A 16,578-nucleotide genomic window follows, 5' to 3' on the forward strand; every position below is an offset into this window, starting at 1 on the left:
GTGTAGCGTAAACCCCTGGCGAAAATGTAAACAGAGATTGACTATACTTACGCCATTAAGGTAAAACACAACGTTTCATTCGTTGGATGGATAAGGCACAATGCCCGGCCACCGGGTTACCCTCCTGCATGACAGCGTCATGTATGGGGTTATTCCTGGTGCTTCTGTTTAACAAAAGCGGTGCAATATGCAAGTTTTCATTATGCGTCACGGCGACGCTGCTCTCGAAGCAGCCAGTGACTCGGTTCGCCCACTCACGGTATGCGGTTGTGATGAATCCCGTCTGATGGCAACCTGGCTGAAAGGCCAAAAAGTGGATGTAGAGCGTGTACTGGTCAGTCCGTTTCTGCGTGCTGAACAAACGCTGGATATTGTCAGGGAGTGCCTGAATCTCCCCAAAGAGGTGGATGTTCTACCAGAACTGACGCCGTGCGGCGATGTTGGACTGGTCAGCGCGTACTTACAAACGCTGGCTAACGAAGGCGTAGCGTCTGCGCTGGTTGTTTCCCACTTACCGTTAGTGGGCTACCTGGTGGCAGAACTGTGCCCGGGTGAAACGCCGCCGATGTTTTCGACGTCAGCCATTGCAAATGTGACCCTGGAAGCCGACGGGCACGGGGTATTTAACTGGCAGATGAGCCCTTGTAATCTGCGGATGGCGAAAGCGATCTAACAGCAATTTCTGTAAAACGACGAAAAAGCGGGTAAGCCTTGAGCTTCCCGCTTTTTGTTTTAGGGTAATTCCGGTGGTTGCCACTCTTCGACTTCAATCAGCACCAGCAGCGCGGCATCGCCGCCGTACTCTTTTGGTGCCTGATGAAAGGCCATCACGTGCGGATGCTGCGCCAGCCAGAGTGGAGTTTGCTGCTTAAGCACGTGCTTACCGTGGCCGTGCATCACGCAGGCGCAAAAGACGTGTTCCCGGCGACAGGCAGCGATCAGCGCCCCCAGCTCCTGCTTTGCCTGCAACTGCGTTAATCCGTGCAAATCAAGAAACAGTTCGGGCGAGTAATCCCCGCGCCGCAGCTTTTTCAGCTCAAAATGGCTGACGTCGTCACGCACATATTTCGCCGCGCCGCCTTCGGTATTCAGCAGCGGCTGAAACTCATCCGAAAAATAATGGCTGGCGTCCGCTTGTTCCTGAAGTAAGCGTTTCACCGGCACGTCGCTGATTTTCTTGCGCTGTGGGCGATGAACGATGGTGTCCTGTTTAATTCGGCGCGTCCCGACCATCAGTTGCCGAAACAGCGTCTTGTCCTCCACACTGAGCGAGGGTTTCTTTTTCATTCGTGACTCTCATCTTTTCTTTCAGGTAGTTTACCCGACTCGTTGCGCATCGGGCAGGAAAAACGTGTTTTTTCCTGGTTTGAGATAAGCAAGAGTGCTGATTTCTCGGCGTCTTCGTGGCAAACTAGCCGCCGAAAATAACGCGATGCGTGCCCTGGAGGAAAGCGTGGATAAAATTTTTGTTGATGAAGCAGTGAATGAGCTGCAAACCATTCAGGACATGCTGCGCTGGTCCGTCAGCCGCTTTAGCGCCGCCAACATCTGGTACGGTCACGGCACGGATAACCCGTGGGATGAGGCCGTCCAGCTGGTGCTGCCGTCGCTCTATCTGCCGCTGGATATCCCGGAAGATATGCACACCGCGCGCCTGACCTCCAGCGAGAAACACCGCATTGTTGAGCGGGTGATCCGCCGCGTTAACGAACGCATCCCGGTGGCTTATCTCACCAATAAAGCCTGGTTCTGCGGCCACGAATTTTATGTCGATGAGCGCGTGCTGGTGCCGCGTTCACCGATTGGCGAACTGATTAACAACCATTTCAGCGGCCTGATCCCGCATCAGCCGCAGCACATTCTTGATATGTGTACCGGCAGCGGCTGCATCGCGATTGCCTGCGCTTATGCCTTCCCGGAAGCAGAAGTGGACGCCGTTGATATCTCCACAGATGCGCTGCAGGTGGCTGAACAGAACATCGACGATCATGGTCTGATTCACCACGTCACGCCGATTCGCTCCGATCTCTTCCGCGACCTGCCGAAAACGCAGTACGATCTTATCGTCACCAACCCGCCGTACGTCGACGCCGAAGATATGTCAGACCTGCCGGGCGAATATCGCCATGAACCGGAACTGGGGCTGGCGTCCGGCACTGACGGGTTGAAACTGACCCGCCGGATCCTCGGCAATGCGCCGGATTATCTCACCGATGACGGCATTCTGATTTGTGAAGTCGGTAACAGCATGGTACATCTGATAGCGCAGTACCCGGACGTCCCGTTCACCTGGCTTGAGTTTGAAAACGGCGGTGACGGCGTCTTTATGCTGACCAAAGCTCAGCTGGTGGCTGCGCGCGAACACTTCAGTCTCTATAAAGATTAATAACGATAATTCGGAGCCGTAATGGCAGGAAACACAATTGGACAACTCTTCCGTGTGACCACGTTCGGTGAGTCACACGGTCTGGCGCTCGGCTGTATTGTGGATGGCGTGCCGCCAGGCATTCCGCTGACTGAGGCCGACCTGCAACATGATCTCGATCGCCGTCGCCCTGGCACGTCCCGCTACACCACGCAGCGTCGCGAGCCGGACCAGGTAAAAATTCTCTCCGGCGTGTTTGAAGGGGTCACCACCGGCACCAGCATTGGTCTGCTGATTGAAAATACCGATCAGCGCTCGCAGGATTATGGCGCTATCAAAGACGTGTTCCGCCCGGGGCACGCCGATTACACCTACGAACAGAAATATGGCCTGCGTGACTATCGCGGCGGCGGGCGTTCCTCTGCCCGTGAAACCGCCATGCGCGTGGCGGCAGGCGCCATCGCCAAAAAGTTTCTTGCTGAAAAATTCGGCATTGTGATTCGCGGCTGTCTGACGCAGATGGGCAACATCCCGCTGGCGATCAAAGACTGGTCGCAGGTTGAGCAGAATCCGTTCTTCTGCCCGGATCCGGATAAACTCGATGCCCTTGATGAACTGATGCGCGGGCTGAAAAAAGAAGGTGATTCCATCGGTGCGAAAGTGACCGTGGTTGCTGACGGCGTACCGCCAGGGCTCGGCGAACCGGTGTTCGACCGCCTGGATGCGGACATCGCCCATGCACTGATGAGCATCAACGCGGTGAAAGGCGTTGAAATCGGCGACGGGTTTGGCGTGGTGAATCTGCGCGGTAGCGAAAACCGCGACGAGATCACCAAAGCCGGATTCCAGAGCAACCATGCAGGCGGTATTCTGGGCGGTATCAGCAGCGGTCAGCAGATTGTGGCGAATATCGCGCTGAAACCCACGTCCAGCATTACTGTGCCGGGGCGGACGATAAATCGCCAGGGTGATGAAGTGGAAATGATCACCAAAGGGCGTCACGATCCCTGTGTTGGGATCCGTGCGGTGCCAATCGCCGAAGCTATGCTGGCGATTGTGTTGATGGATCATTTTATGCGTCAGCGTGCGCAAAACGCGGACGTGACGACCTCGATTCCTCGCTGGTAAACATGAAAAACATCGTCGTAGCGCTGCTGGCATTGCTGGCAACCACTACCGCCCTGGCGGCAACGCCGTGGCAGAAAATCACCCAGCCGATCGGCGGCAGTGCGCAGTCGATTGGCGCGTTCTCCAATGGCTGCATTGTCGGTGCCGAGGCACTGCCGTTGCAGTCGGACAACTACCAGGTGATGCGCACCGCACAGTTGCGCTACTTCGGTCATCCCGATCTGGTTCTCTTTATTCAGCGCCTCAGCAATCAGGTGTATAACCTGGGGCTTGGCACGGTGCTGGTCGGCGATATGGGCATGCCAGCGGGCGGGCGCTTTAACGGCGGTCACGCCAGCCACCAGAGCGGCCTCGATGTCGACATCTTCCTGCAGTTGCCAAAAACACGCTGGACCGCGTCACAGTTAATGAGACCGCAGGCGCTGGATCTGGTCGCCGCGGATGGCAGGCACGTGGTGCCGTCGCTGTGGAAACCGGAAATCAGCAGCATGATCAAGCTGGCGGCGAAAGATAACGACGTCACGCGAATTTTCGTCAATGCGGCGATTAAACAACAGCTGTGCCTCGATGCCGGTACCGATCGCGACTGGCTGCGTAAAGTTCGCCCGTGGTTCCAGCATCGCGCGCATATGCATGTGCGGTTGCGTTGCCCGGCGAACAGTCTTGAATGTGAAGATCAAACACCGCCACCGCCAGGAGATGGTTGTGGCGCAGAGCTGCAAAGCTGGTTTGAACCCCCCAAACCGGGAACAACCAAACCTGTGAAGAAGACGCCACCTCCGCTGCCGCCTTCCTGTCAGGCATTACTGGACGAACACGTACTCTAAATGGAAAATTTCGTAGAGATATTTATGGTGTCACCGCTCGTGCTGGTGACGCTTTTTTTTATTGCCCTGGTGGCAGGGTTTATTGATTCACTCGCGGGCGGCGGCGGTCTGTTGACTATCCCGGCGCTGATGGCGGCAGGGATGTCACCGGCGCAGGCGCTGGCGACCAACAAGCTGCAGGCCTGCGGCGGCTCCATCTCCGCGTCGTTCTATTTTGTTCGCCGTAAAGTGGTGAATCTTGCGGACCAGAAGCTCAATATCCTGATGACGTTCATCGGCTCAACCGCCGGTGCGCTGCTGGTGCAGCACGTACAATCAGAAATACTGCGGCAAATTCTGCCGCTGCTGGTGATTGGCATCGGTCTCTACTTTCTGCTGATGCCGAAACTTGGTGAAAACGACCGGCAGCGTCGGCTGCACGGTCTGCCGTTTGCGCTGGTGGCGGGCGGTTGCGTCGGCTTCTACGACGGTTTTTTCGGCCCCGCGGCAGGCTCTTTTTATGCCCTGGCGTTTGTGACACTGGCCGGGTTTAACCTCGCCAAATCGACCGCTCACGCCAAAGTGCTGAACGCCACGTCTAACATCGGCGGGCTGCTGCTGTTTATGCTCGGCGGTAAAGTCATCTGGGCTACCGGCTTTGTGATGATGGCCGGGCAGTTTCTTGGCGCGCGGATGGGCTCGCGGCTGGTGCTGAGTAAAGGACAATCGCTGATCCGCCCGATGATCGTGGTGGTGTCCGCTGTGATGAGCGCCAAACTTCTTTATGACAGTCACGGAGCCGAAATTCTCCAGTGGCTGGGGGTCAACTAATGGAGCAGAAACACCATTATCAACAGCTGATCGACATTTTTGACCGCTGTTTTGCCGATGATTTTAATACCCGTCTGATTAAAGGCGACGACGAACCGATCTATCTTCCTGCTGATGACGACGTGCCGTACAACCGGATCGTCTTCGCCCACGGCTTTTATGCCAGTGCGTTGCATGAGATTTCGCACTGGTGTATTGCGGGTGAAGCGCGGCGCAAACAGGTGGACTTTGGTTACTGGTATTGCCCGGACGGGCGTGATGCCACCACCCAAAGCCAGTTTGAAGATGTTGAGGTGAAGCCGCAGGCGTTTGACTGGCTGTTTTGCGTGGCGGCGGGGTTCCCGTTTAACGTCAGTTGCGACAACCTGGAAGGCGACGTTGAACCTGATCGCATCGTCTTTCAGCGGCGGGTACATGCTCAGGTGATGACTTATCTTACCGAAGGGATCCCGGCGCGTCCGGCGCGTTTCATCAGGGCTTTACAGAATTATTACCAGACGCCGGAAATGACGGCGGAACACTTCCCGTGGCCGGAAGATTTAAACTGAGGAAAGAAGATGATCGCAGAATTTGAAACCCGTATCCTGGCGCTGATTGATGACATGGTTGAACACGCCAGTGATGACGAACTGTTCGCCAGTGGCTATCTGCGTGGCCACCTGACGCTGGCGGTGGCAGAGCTGGAAGCCGGGGATGATCACTCCCCGGAAGCCGTTTATCAGAAAGTGACCCACAGCCTTGAGAACGCGATTCATGCGGGCGAGCTGTCACCGCGCGATCAGGCGCTGGTGCTCGGCATGTGGGACACCCTTTATCAGCAGGCGAAGTTTAAATAATCCACGGGTAATAAATATGCCCGGCGTGTTCACGTGCGGGCATCTCATCACCGTCCAGACGCGCCGCCAGTGTCAGCGCAAAATCAAATACCCGCCCCAGACCTCTGCCGCTCAGCAGATTGCCATCCTCCACCATGTCGGCATCGACATAGACGCCGTCGGTAACCTGCTGCCATAAATCCCCGGAACAGGTATAGCGGCGACCTTTCAGCAAGCCGTTCTTTGCCAGCACCCGCGCTGCCGCCGAGCAGATCGGGCAAATCCGCTTGCCGAGATCATCGTGACGGCGAACAAAGGCCACCACGTTGTCGCTGTTGCCTAAAAACACGCTGCCCTGCGGACCACCAGGTAGCACCACCGCATCGTAGGTCTTGTCAAAACAGGCCTGTAGCGTGTTATCCGCTATCACCGGAATGGCGTGATAGCTGACGACGTCGCGGGTGTCCCCGCAGGAGAGCGTCTCAACCTGGATATTCAGGCGACGCAGGATATCAATGGTGACGATGGCTTCGCCTTCTTCGAAGCCTGGCGCCAGCAAAACAGCAACAGTTTTCATCGTTGTTCCTTACCAGTAACGTGACCAGACCTGGCGCACGCGGATCAGCGCCTCCAGGTAGAAATAATCTCCCCAGCTACAGCATTCATCTACCCCTTTGCCGCTCGCCATGTGATACACCGAATGCTTAAGCAGCCCTTCGCACGGTTCATCGTCGCGGCTGAGATAGTGTTCGGTCAGCGAGGAGACAATGCGCAGCGCCATTTCTTCATAATGGGCGCGATGCTTATCCAGCACCGGCAGGGCATTGACCAGCTCCAGCAAACCGCAGGCGGCAATGGCCGCTGCCGAGCTGTCTCGTATGGCATCGGTGTCGAGTAGCGCCAGATCCCAGTGGCAGACGTCATCGTCCGGCAGGCGGTTAAGGAAATAGTGCGCCAGGCTGCGGGAAAGTTCGACCATTTGTTTATCGCCGGTATGCAGGTAACTCAGCAGGAAACCGTAAATGCCCCACGCCTGACCGCGTGACCAGCAGGAGGTATCGCTGTAACCCTGATGGGTATTGCCAAAGCGCGGCTCGCCGGTGGTCACGTCCATGTAGTATGTGTGCCAGGTGGAGGCGTCCGGGCGAACGATATAGTTCGCAGCCTGATTCACATGCGCCGTCGCGGCGTCGGCATAGCGTGCGTCGCCGGTCTGCTCGCTGGCCCAGTACAGCAGCGGCAGGTTCATATTGCAGTCGATGATCATCCGCCCCTGCTGTTCAGGATCGGTTAAATCTCCCCATGCCTGAATGATTCTGGCAACCGGATTGAAGCGCTCCATCAGCGTGTCGGCAGCCTGCAGCGCGGTGCGGCGGGCAGTTTCGTTACCGGTCAGTCGCCAGGCGCTGACACAAGAAAGCGAATAGAGAAAGCCGAGATCGTGCGTCGCGGTATCAATGCGTTTTGTGATGCGCTCCGCGAAGGAGGGCAGATACCGCTCCGCCGCCTGACGGTATTTCTCATTACCACTCAGCTCCCAGGCCAGCCACAACTGTCCGGGCCAGAAACTGGTGGTCCACTCGACATTCGCGGTGCGCGGCCAGATGCCATTTTCGCAGGCTTCACCCGGGAAGCGGTCACCAAAGGCCACAATGTTCTTATCAAGCTGGCGCAGAACACGTTGCAACGCGGTCTCCAGACGCGCCTGTAGCGCGAGGCGATCAACAGCGTGCAGTTCAATGGGGCGCAGCGGCTCGGTAACGACAGAACGGATCATAATCTCTCCTGAATTAGTGTTTCGACGGCTCAGCGGGAACGGCATCCAGCACAGGCGTAAACGGGGTAGCGACATCACGCGCCGAGCGGCAGCGTGACAAGGTGAAGGTGGAAATCAGGGTAAACAGCAGGGCGCAACTGCCCATCAGCAGATAGGTATGCTCGAAGCCGATGCGGTCATACAGATAACCGGCGGGTGGTGCGACGACGATCGAACCGACGTAAATCATCGCCTGGTAGCCCAGCAGATACATGGTGGCATTCACTTTTTTGTGAAAATGCTCGGCAATGTATTTGAAGACTGAGATCAGCAGCAGGGAAATTTCCACACCGTACAGCGGTTTAATGATTGAAATCACGACCGGGTCGGTCGTCAGGCCGGAGGCGATCAGTCGCGCGCCAACGACCATGCCGCAGAACAGTAAGCCTTTTTTGGCGCCGTACTGATTCACCAGCCACGGGATAAACATCATCATGATAAATTCGGTGCCCGACTGAACGGTGCTCAGGTAGCCATACCAGGCGTTGCCCTGTTCTTTGGTGGCGAAAAACGACACGAAGTAGCGAGGGAATTGCTGTTCGGCAATAAACATCATCCACGCGACGCCCGCCACATAGAGGCTGAACATCCAGAACTTGCGGTTTTGCAGCAGCAAAATGACGTCTTTAAACACAATCTTGCTGTCGGAAATCACGTTGTTGCTGTGCAACTGCGCGTCGCCGATTTTCAGGCTGATCAGCATCAGCAACATCAGCACCGAGGTGCCGCTACTGAGGAGAAAGTTTGCCATCGGCGTGAAGTTAAACAGGATGCCGGATACCGACGCCGCCATCGCCCATCCCAGCGAGCCCCACATGCGAATGCGGCCAAACTCCAGGTTGTACAAGCGGCTGAAACGATCGGCGTAGGACTCAGACGCCGCGACCCCGGCATACCAGCCAAGGCTCAGATAGAGCGCGCCGATGACGATGCCGATGGTCGTGTGGCTGAGCAACAGCGGCTGGTAGACGAAGACAAAAAACGGCGCCATCAGCGCTGATACCGCACAGACAAAATAGAGCAGCCATTTGCTCATGCCGATTTTGTCCATGATGTAGCCGTAGATGGGTTTGAGGATCACCGCGAAAACGCCGTTGATGGCGAAGACGCTGCCGATGGTGATGCTGTCGAGCCCCACTTTCTGGCTGAGCCACAGCGCATAAAGTCCGAAGCTCGAAGACCAGGTAAAGAAAAAGAGAAAGATAAAGGTGCTCATTTTGAGCTGTGCACTGCGTGTGGTGGTCGTGTTCATGCTTTCATCCTCAACATCACGGCAGTTCGTTTAATGTGACCGTCGTGTCGCCTGCAGCAGTGCAGAGCATGACAGTCCGGTCATTGATGGAGACGCGCGGTAGCGACGCGCCGCTAAAATCGGTGCTATCGCCCGCCCACACGGCGCTTACCAGCAGGTGTTTTCCCGCCGGTAACGTGCTTCGCAGCAGCGGAACAGCGGCGCGATCCGCAAACAGCAGATTGCTGTTGGGCGGCGTCAGTACCACCTCGCCCTGACGCGGTTGGGGGTTAAGGCAAAAAATAGCCGACGTGTCTGTTTCACCCGTCAACCGGCTTTGCCCGGCGACGCAGTGCTGTTCCGGCAGAGGACGACTGCGCAGGCTGAATCCGCCTTCCACGCTGTCGAGGCGGCGGGCGGTCTTAATTTGATGGAGACGAATTTGCCAGTCGCCGAACGCCACCAGCCAGCTGTCGACCGTCACGTCATGCCAGGGTAGCCAGCGGCTGTAAATCTGGTTATCGCCCACGACGACGTCCTGACACTCGCGGCGGCCGCGCCAGTAGCTGTCGTGTTCGCATAGCAGCAGCATTGAATCTGGCGACGCATGCGGTAGCCCGAACCGCCCGCGCTCAACGGTAAAACCAAAACGGGTGGAGTAGGCGAATTTGCAGTATTTCGCTTCGGTATTGACGAAATTGTTCAGCTCAAGCTGGCCGGATGTCAGCATCCATAAGTGGTTATGTTGATGCACGAGGATCTGCGCCGCGTGTGGAATAGTATGCGGCGTCCGGCGTGGCGGCAGAGGAAGTTCTTCCGCCTGCCAGAACGCGCTGTCTTCACTCAGCGCCAGTACCAGTGCGGTTTTCAGCCCCCAGTACGGCGATCCGGGCGCGTTGTAATCTTCTGCCATGATCAGATTTGGATAGCTGTAACCAACGCTGAGAACGCCATCGCGATCATACGGTTGCTGTTGCAGCCACCAGCGCAGGTGGCGCAACACGATCCCTTTGAGAATGCCAGGCGAAAAGACATCAAGCTCAGCCCAGGCTGCCGCGCTCCAGAACGCCGCCTGCGCGAAGCGGTAGGTGAGGCTGCGACCAAACGCAATGGCAGCGCCATCGTCGGCAAAGAAATGGATGAAATCACTGGCGAAAACCGTTGCCCGCTGACGCAGGGTCGCGCAGCGCTCAGGATCCACATCCGCCATCAGCGTGGCGTAAAGTAAACCGTAGAAATGAAAACCCATCGAAATGTAGTAATCACGCGGGCGGCCTGGCCCATCGCTGTACCAGCCATCACCGAGCCAGTAATGTTCCATCGCGGCAAAATGGCGCTCAATGACGTCTCTGTTGACCGGCATACCACATTGCTGAAAACCGACCTGCACCAGAATGGGGAAAAAATGCCAGTTATTATCAGGAATGGCGGCGGTTTCGCTCTGCTTCAGCCACTGCCAGAGCCGGGTTTTTTCCTGCTCGCTAAAATGGGAAAGCAGCGTGTGGTGCGCCAGCGCCAGCAGCAGCCCGTAAACCGCCATTTCCACCACCCGCTGGTCGTAATCTCCGATCTCCCCCCAGTAATCGGCATGGGCAGGGTTGGTGCCGTTTTTTATTGCCTGGATGTAAAACGAAAACTGTGCAGGCTCCTGACCGCCCGCCAGCAATGGAGTGACACCCCACAGCAAACGTGAAAAGGCTTCCATGCTGGCGACCGACTGACCGTAGTGCGTCGTAAAATTCGCCAGATCAACGCGGCTGGTATCATTTTTAAAAAAAGGCGTAGCTGCATCAAGTACTTCGTGGACCCATTTCGCCAGGTCGCTTCGCTGTAATAATGGATTCGTCAGGGTAATATTTTCAGGTTGCACGATGTCCTCCCGTCAGACACGAGATTTATTTAACGTGTTGTTATTCAATGTTTCTTATCACCCGGGGTGGCTGCGGAACAAAGCGTAGTCGTTTTTTATGGCATCGCCGAGTGAGCGGCTTCACAAAATTGAACCGCTATTTCATTCTGGCTGGATTTTTACTGAAGAGAGGGCGATAAATTACAAACCGTAGCCTAAAAATTTAATTTTATTGTCATGGTGGTCAAATGACGGAAATGCAGCAACTGGAGAGGATCACCCTGGAGCAACAGGCGATATCGTTTAACCGGATGCAGGGATCCAGCGCCCGATATTATCACTGGCATCAATGTGTCGAGTTTCTCTATATCTCCCGCGGCTACGGCATTGTGGTGGTGGATAATCAGCACTACACCGCGCGTCCGGGCAGACTTTTTCTTTTTCCCCCGTTTCGGTTGCACAAGGTGCACGTCGACGACAGCGAACGTAACCAGTATTTCCGCACTACCATGCATATCGATCAGTCGGCGGTGGAAAGTACGCTGCATCATTTCCCGCGTTTTCAGACGCAGTTTTCTCTCGCCACCGCCAGCCATGCCCCGGCGCAGGCGTGGGATCTCAGCGAATATGCCGCGTTTATGGAAAACATTCTCGCGCGTTTTGAGGCGCTGAATACGTCGCGGCAGTACCCGGCGGAAGAGGTGGCTTTCCTGGTGATGCAGATAATGGCGCTGCTGCCCGCGCAGCCGGTGTTGATGAAGCCCCAGCAGCAAACGGCGGCGGCGCGCATCATGCAATGGGTGGAAAACCATTATGGCGGGAAATTTTCGCTGGAGGCGCTGGCGCGGGATATCGGCTATTCGCGCAGCTATACCTCACGCATCTTCCGTCAACAGACCGGGGGCAGCATTCATGAATACCTGATGACCCGGCGGCTAAAGCGCAGCTGTGATTTGCTGCGCTCTACCTGCATGAGTATTGATGCGATTGCAGAAGAGGTGGGATTCTCTGAGGTGACTTACTTTATCACCTGCTTTAAAAAGATGATCCGCCAGACACCATTGCAGTACCGCAAGCGGGTGTCCGGCGGGTAATCGACTCATTTCACGGCTTTGCCTTTCAGCAGTTTACGCACCCACAGCCGGTTCGGATTGAGCGCGGCAAGCGTCTCGCCATCAAGCGGGATGGGTTCATCACTCATTTGCGCCGCCAGAATTTCGGCTGCCAGCGGTGCGGAGCAAAGCCCACGCGAGCCAAGAGCGCCAAGCATAAACAGGTTCGGATACACCGGTGCGTTAGCGGCTGCGGCTTTGTTCTCCGCCAGATCCGCGTACTGCGTCAGCGTGGCGGCATAATCCGGCACGTTACCGACCATCGGCAGGTGATCGCGGGTGGCGCAGCGAACGCCGCAACGGGCATCGTTATCGCTGACGTCCACGTCCTGCGCCCAGTCAGCCTGCGGCAAACAGTCGATAAGCCGCTGGCGGTTGTGTTGTTGATCGTCCTCGCTGAAGGCCATCTCCGCACGACCACGATGATAACTGGCGCCAATACAATGGTGCTGATTGTTGGGGTTCTGCGGCGTCAGGTAACCGTCATAGCACAACACCTGACGCAACCGTGAGAGCGGGGCGGTGGTCGGAATGTGACTCACCTGGCCGCCAACCGGGTACACTGGTAATTGCGCCGTCGGGCTGAACTGGTTGATGTTGTGACCGTTCACCAGCACGACTGCGGAGTGCGCCTGCGATTCCCCCTGCGCAAACCGGAGCTGCCAGCCGTTTTCCGTCTGCGCCAGCGTTTCCAGCGATCGGTTCCACACCGTTTTCAGTCCGCGTTCCCCGGCGAGCGAGATAACTGCGGCGGTGAGTTGTGCCGGGCACAGCCAGCCGCCGAGCGGATACTGCACGCCGCCGCATGCGAGCTCAACGCCGGTCGTTTCCGTCGCCGCCTGCGCAGACACCGCGGTGGCAATCGCATCGGGCAGGCCGAGCGCCAGCATCTGTTCAATCTTCTGCTGGCTTTTTTCATCCCAACCGAGCTGTGTGACGCCACACCAGTCGTGATCAAATGCCACCGGGAGCGCATCGTACAGCTGGCGTGCGAAGGTAAACGCCAGCGGGAAAAAACGCGCCAGCGCGGGATCATGGGCGCTGAGCAGCGGGTAGAGGGCACCCTGGCGATTACCGGAAGCGCCTTCAGCAGGGGCGCTGTCGGCGCAATACAGCGTGACCTGCCAGCCCCGGCGCAGCAGGGCGAGCGACAATAACGCGCTGGCGATGCCACCACCGATGATGGCAACCTCCTGCGTGGTCGCGCCAGGGCGGGCAAACCATGGCGTGCGCGGGGCGACATCCGGTGTTTGCGTCATTTCCCCGATCAGCATTTCGCGCTTGCGGCCAAAGCCTTTGCGCTTGTGCATGGTGAATCCCGCATCCTGCAGACCGCGCCGCACAAATCCGGCGGAGGTAAAGGTCGCCAGCGTCCCGCCGGGGCGTGACAGCCGCGCCATTGCTGAAAACAGCGCAGGCGTCCACATATCCGGGTTTTTCGCCGGGGCGAAACCATCGAGAAACCAGGCGTCAACTTTTTGATTCAGTGTATCGTCGAGGGTTTCGGTCAGCGTGTTGATATCCCCGAACCATAAATCCAGCGTGATGCGACCCTCATCAAGCAACAGGCGATGGCACCCGGCGACAGGCAGCGGCCACTGCGCCTGTAGCTGTTCCGCCCAGGGCGCAAGTTCCGGCCAGTGCTGATGCGCCAGCCGCAGATCGCTCGACTGCAACGGAAATTTCTCAAAACTGATGAAATGTAACCTTTGTAAGGTAGCGTCCGGGGAGCTGGCGTGAAAATCGTCAAACGCCTGCCAGAGTGTCAGGAAGTTGAGCCCGGTGCCGAAACCGCTTTCCGCCACGACGAATAACGAACGGGGATGTTCCGAAAAACGCGCTGTTACCCGGTTTCCGCCGAGAAAAACATACCGTGTCTCTTCAAGGCCGTTATCATTAGAGAAGTAGACATCATCAAAATCTCGGGAAACAGGTGTACCCTCATTGTTGAATTCAAGGTTGGCAGGTTGTATGGCGTTTTGTTTCACGTAAGTTACTCGTATCACGGGAAGTCTGACGATCTTAGCGATGTGTGGGTGCAGGAGCAAATTTCAGAGAAATTGGCTGATCGGACTTGTTCGGCGTACAAGTGTACGCTATCTTGCGACTCGAAACTTCAAAATAGTGCGACAAACAGAGGTATTGAATGAAACGTGCAGTGATTACTGGCCTGGGCATCGTTTCCAGCATCGGTAATAACCAGCAGGAAGTCCTGGCATCTCTGCGTGAAGGACGCTCCGGGATCACTTTCTCGCAAGAGTTTAAAGATTCTGGCATGCGTAGCCACGTATGGGGAAACGTCAAACTGGACACCACCGGTTTGATCGACCGTAAAGTGGTTCGTTTCATGAACGATGCCTCTATCTACTCCTATCTTTCCATGCAACAGGCGATTGAAGACGCTGGCCTGAAAGACGAGGTTTATCAGAACAACCCGCGCGTGGGCCTGATTGCCGGTTCTGGCGGTTCGTCTAAATCCCAGGTATTCGGTGCTGACGCGATGCGTAGCCCGCGTGGTCTGAAAGCGGTGGGGCCGTATGTCGTGACCAAAGCGATGGCATCCGCGGTCTCCGCTTGCCTCGCCACACCGTTCAAAATCCACGGCGTAAACTACTCTATCAGCTCCGCCTGCGCCACCTCTGCGCACTGCATCGGTAACGCGGTTGAGCAAATTCAGCTGGGCAAACAGGACATCGTCTTTGCTGGCGGCGGTGAAGAGCTGTGCTGGGAAATGGCCTGTGAGTTTGACGCGATGGGCGCGCTGTCCACCAAATTCAACGAGACGCCAGACAAAGCCTCCAGGACTTACGATGCGCACCGTGATGGTTTCGTTATCGCAGGCGGCGGCGGTATGGTCGTTGTGGAAGAGCTGGAACACGCGCTGGCGCGCGGTGCGCACATCTATGCGGAAATCGTCGGTTACGGCGCGACCTCTGATGGCGCAGACATGGTTGCACCGTCAGGCGAAGGCGCAGTGCGCTGCATGAAGATGGCGATGCACGACGTTGACACCCCAATCGACTACCTGAACTCACACGGGACTTCTACACCGGTGGGCGACGTGAAAGAGCTGGGCGCCATTCGTGAAGTGTTCGGTAACAACAGCCCGGCGATCTCCGCCACCAAAGCGATGACCGGTCACTCTCTGGGTGCGGCTGGCGTGCAGGAAGCGATTTACTCCCTGCTGATGCTGGAGCACGGCTTTATCGCGCCGAGCATCAACATCGAAGAGATGGACGAGCAGGCGGAAGGTCTGAACATCGTCACGCAGCCGATGGAGCGCAAACTGACTACCGTGATGTCCAACAGCTTCGGTTTCGGTGGTACTAACGCCACTCTGGTGATGCGTAAGCTGAACGCGTAATTTCCGCGTAAGACAGTGAAAGGGAGCCTGATGGCTCCCTTTTTTAATTACGGGTACCTACCTTCCCGTACTTGCTGCGTTGACCAGGCCTGAGCAGCGGCAATATCGCCGCTACTATAAATGGCGTGTTCAAAGTGATTTGTCAGATCCCTGACGCGATATATTTTCCACTGGTTATTCTCCTTGCGGGTATAAACAAGCAGTTGGGTAAAATGATGATCTGCATCGGCCAGAAAAACCTCAACCGTTTCGCCACCTAAAAATGGTGTGGTCCTGCCGGTGTGAAATTCAGATATCCATTCTGGCGCGTAGTCCTGCATATACATGAAATAATCTGAGCTGACAATTTCTTGCTCATAATAGCCATCAATTTTTTTTAATCGCTGAATAACATCGGCTGAAACATATTTATTATAAACAGGGTTCGAATAGTCGATGAGGCTCTGATTCTGGTCGCTGGTAAATAGCCTCATATATTGTTGATAAAAAAGCGTGACGATACCCCGGCTGGTTGGTTCCCCGGAACTGGCACATCCGGTTAAAAGTGTCATCAGAAGAACGAAGGTAAATCGCATCAGTTTTTCCTGTAAATGGTGTAGTCAGGTTTTGCCGCCCGGTAACCAGGACCCGCCCACATATCTCGTTGCCGGAAGTCTGAATACCATTCCTGCCCATCGAAAATGGCCATATGCCCGCTGGGATTCCCACCCTCATAAGGTTGCAGGATAATGATGTCTCCGGCTTTAGGTGATTCCTGAGGCGAGATAGCTCTGAAGCCTGCATTGATTAACAGGGGGCCATAATCTTTAGCGTGTCCGGTATTCCCTAAAATAATCCCGCCAGCACCTATCGCTTTACGTGTATATTCGGCGCAACGATGGACTGAATGTGCATGGGCATGATTTTTTGCATAACTGGTTGCGGTTCTGATATCCCAGGTCATAACACATCTCTTGTTTATTGTGTGAGAGCGTTAATACTTATCACTGTCGATACTGTTTAAATAAACGTTGTGTGCTATAGGTATGCTTTATTAAAATCATGGAGAGGAGTAACTGATTTATAATATTTGTATTATAAATAAATCAATGTACCTGTTTACTTGTACTGTATCGTTACCCTTTGCTTTGAAATATATTTTGTTTGGCTGGATGCCGGAACACTATGGCGGCATGAAAGTAGCGGTTGTCATCGCTAATGATTGAAACCATTGGTCTGGTGCTGCGGTGGCAAGCGCGCCATTTCCGCCGTGGTCGGCATC

The 16,578-nt window shown here is 55.8% G+C and carries 17 protein-coding genes; 9 read left to right on the top strand and 8 right to left on the bottom strand.

The window, feature by feature from the left end; genetic code table 11:
* The first annotated feature begins 187 nt into the window (after positions 1-187).
* A complete protein-coding gene (gene sixA, locus QMG90_RS07290; RefSeq protein ID WP_283283186.1) occupies positions 188-673 on the top strand; it encodes a phosphohistidine phosphatase SixA in 486 nt (161 codons plus the stop codon).
* A 59-nt stretch (positions 674-732) separates the two neighbouring features.
* On the opposite strand, the gene smrB is transcribed toward sixA, so the two are convergent.
* A complete protein-coding gene (smrB, locus tag QMG90_RS07295) occupies positions 733-1,287 on the bottom strand; it encodes an endonuclease SmrB (protein WP_283283187.1) in 555 nt (184 codons plus the stop codon).
* A 166-nt stretch (positions 1,288-1,453) separates the two neighbouring features.
* Between smrB and prmB the strand changes: the two genes are divergently transcribed.
* From prmB to QMG90_RS07325, 6 genes are read left to right on the top strand one after another with little or no spacing between them, the layout of a single operon-like run.
* Complete coding sequence (gene prmB, locus QMG90_RS07300) at positions 1,454-2,386, top strand: 50S ribosomal protein L3 N(5)-glutamine methyltransferase (protein ID WP_283283188.1); 933 nt, start codon at positions 1,454-1,456, stop codon at positions 2,384-2,386.
* 21 nt (positions 2,387-2,407) lie between these two features.
* Positions 2,408-3,493 carry a chorismate synthase gene (gene aroC, locus QMG90_RS07305; protein ID WP_283283189.1) on the top strand — a complete coding sequence of 362 codons (1,086 nt, stop codon included), beginning with the start codon at positions 2,408-2,410 and terminating at the stop codon, positions 3,491-3,493.
* Positions 3,494-3,495: 2 nt separating this feature from the next.
* Entirely contained in the window at positions 3,496-4,320 is an 825-nt protein-coding gene (mepA, locus tag QMG90_RS07310; protein ID WP_283283190.1) for a penicillin-insensitive murein endopeptidase, read from the top strand.
* Complete coding sequence (locus tag QMG90_RS07315; RefSeq protein WP_283283191.1) at positions 4,321-5,130, top strand: sulfite exporter TauE/SafE family protein; 810 nt, start codon at positions 4,321-4,323, stop codon at positions 5,128-5,130.
* Positions 5,130-5,678 carry an elongation factor P hydroxylase gene (locus QMG90_RS07320; protein ID WP_283283192.1) on the top strand — a complete coding sequence of 183 codons (549 nt, stop codon included), beginning with the start codon at positions 5,130-5,132 and terminating at the stop codon, positions 5,676-5,678. Before QMG90_RS07315 ends, QMG90_RS07320 begins: the two co-directional genes overlap by 1 nt.
* Before the next feature lie 9 nt (positions 5,679-5,687).
* Positions 5,688-5,966, top strand: coding sequence for a YfcL family protein (locus QMG90_RS07325; RefSeq protein WP_054179327.1), 279 nt, complete (start codon positions 5,688-5,690; stop codon positions 5,964-5,966).
* Here the strand turns inward: QMG90_RS07325 and QMG90_RS07330 are convergent.
* Genes QMG90_RS07330 through QMG90_RS07345 form a run of 4 tightly spaced genes read right to left on the bottom strand, consistent with a single transcriptional unit; the run spans position 5,959 to position 10,862 of the window.
* Entirely contained in the window at positions 5,959-6,522 is a 564-nt protein-coding gene (locus tag QMG90_RS07330) for a DJ-1 family glyoxalase III (RefSeq protein WP_283283193.1), read from the bottom strand. The genes QMG90_RS07325 and QMG90_RS07330 overlap by 8 nt on opposite strands.
* 9 nt (positions 6,523-6,531) lie before the next feature.
* Positions 6,532-7,722 carry a glycoside hydrolase family 88 protein gene (locus QMG90_RS07335; RefSeq protein ID WP_283283194.1) on the bottom strand — a complete coding sequence of 397 codons (1,191 nt, stop codon included), beginning with the start codon at positions 7,720-7,722 and terminating at the stop codon, positions 6,532-6,534.
* A 13-nt stretch (positions 7,723-7,735) separates the two neighbouring features.
* Positions 7,736-9,013 carry an oligosaccharide MFS transporter gene (locus tag QMG90_RS07340; protein ID WP_283283195.1) on the bottom strand — a complete coding sequence of 426 codons (1,278 nt, stop codon included), beginning with the start codon at positions 9,011-9,013 and terminating at the stop codon, positions 7,736-7,738.
* 16 nt (positions 9,014-9,029) lie between these two features.
* Entirely contained in the window at positions 9,030-10,862 is a 1,833-nt protein-coding gene (locus tag QMG90_RS07345; protein WP_283283196.1) for a DUF2264 domain-containing protein, read from the bottom strand.
* 227 nt (positions 10,863-11,089) lie between these two features.
* On the opposite strand from QMG90_RS07345, the gene QMG90_RS07350 reads away from it, so the two are divergent.
* A complete protein-coding gene (locus QMG90_RS07350; protein WP_283283197.1) occupies positions 11,090-11,935 on the top strand; it encodes an AraC family transcriptional regulator in 846 nt (281 codons plus the stop codon).
* A gap of 5 nt (positions 11,936-11,940) precedes the next feature.
* Here QMG90_RS07350 and mnmC read toward each other — a convergent pair whose 3' ends face one another.
* Positions 11,941-13,941, bottom strand: a complete 2,001-nt coding sequence (gene mnmC, locus QMG90_RS07355; RefSeq protein WP_283283198.1) for a bifunctional tRNA (5-methylaminomethyl-2-thiouridine)(34)-methyltransferase MnmC2/FAD-dependent 5-carboxymethylaminomethyl-2-thiouridine(34) oxidoreductase MnmC1 — start codon at positions 13,939-13,941, stop codon at positions 11,941-11,943.
* A 158-nt stretch (positions 13,942-14,099) separates the two neighbouring features.
* On the opposite strand from mnmC, the gene fabB reads away from it, so the two are divergent.
* Positions 14,100-15,317 carry a beta-ketoacyl-ACP synthase I gene (gene fabB, locus QMG90_RS07360; protein WP_283283199.1) on the top strand — a complete coding sequence of 406 codons (1,218 nt, stop codon included), beginning with the start codon at positions 14,100-14,102 and terminating at the stop codon, positions 15,315-15,317.
* A 47-nt stretch (positions 15,318-15,364) separates the two neighbouring features.
* On the opposite strand, the gene QMG90_RS07365 is transcribed toward fabB, so the two are convergent.
* Positions 15,365-15,892: a DUF3828 domain-containing protein gene (locus tag QMG90_RS07365; protein WP_283283200.1), complete on the bottom strand. Its 528-nt coding sequence runs from the start codon at positions 15,890-15,892 to the stop codon at positions 15,365-15,367.
* Positions 15,892-16,260 carry a hypothetical protein gene (locus tag QMG90_RS07370; RefSeq protein ID WP_283283201.1) on the bottom strand — a complete coding sequence of 123 codons (369 nt, stop codon included), beginning with the start codon at positions 16,258-16,260 and terminating at the stop codon, positions 15,892-15,894. The genes QMG90_RS07365 and QMG90_RS07370 overlap by 1 nt, the downstream gene beginning before the upstream one ends.
* Positions 16,261-16,578: the final 318 nt, after the last annotated feature.

Origin of the sequence: Trabulsiella odontotermitis, from assembly GCF_030053895.1 — a bacterium.
GTDB classification, from domain to species: Bacteria; Pseudomonadota; Gammaproteobacteria; order Enterobacterales; family Enterobacteriaceae; genus Trabulsiella; species Trabulsiella odontotermitis_C.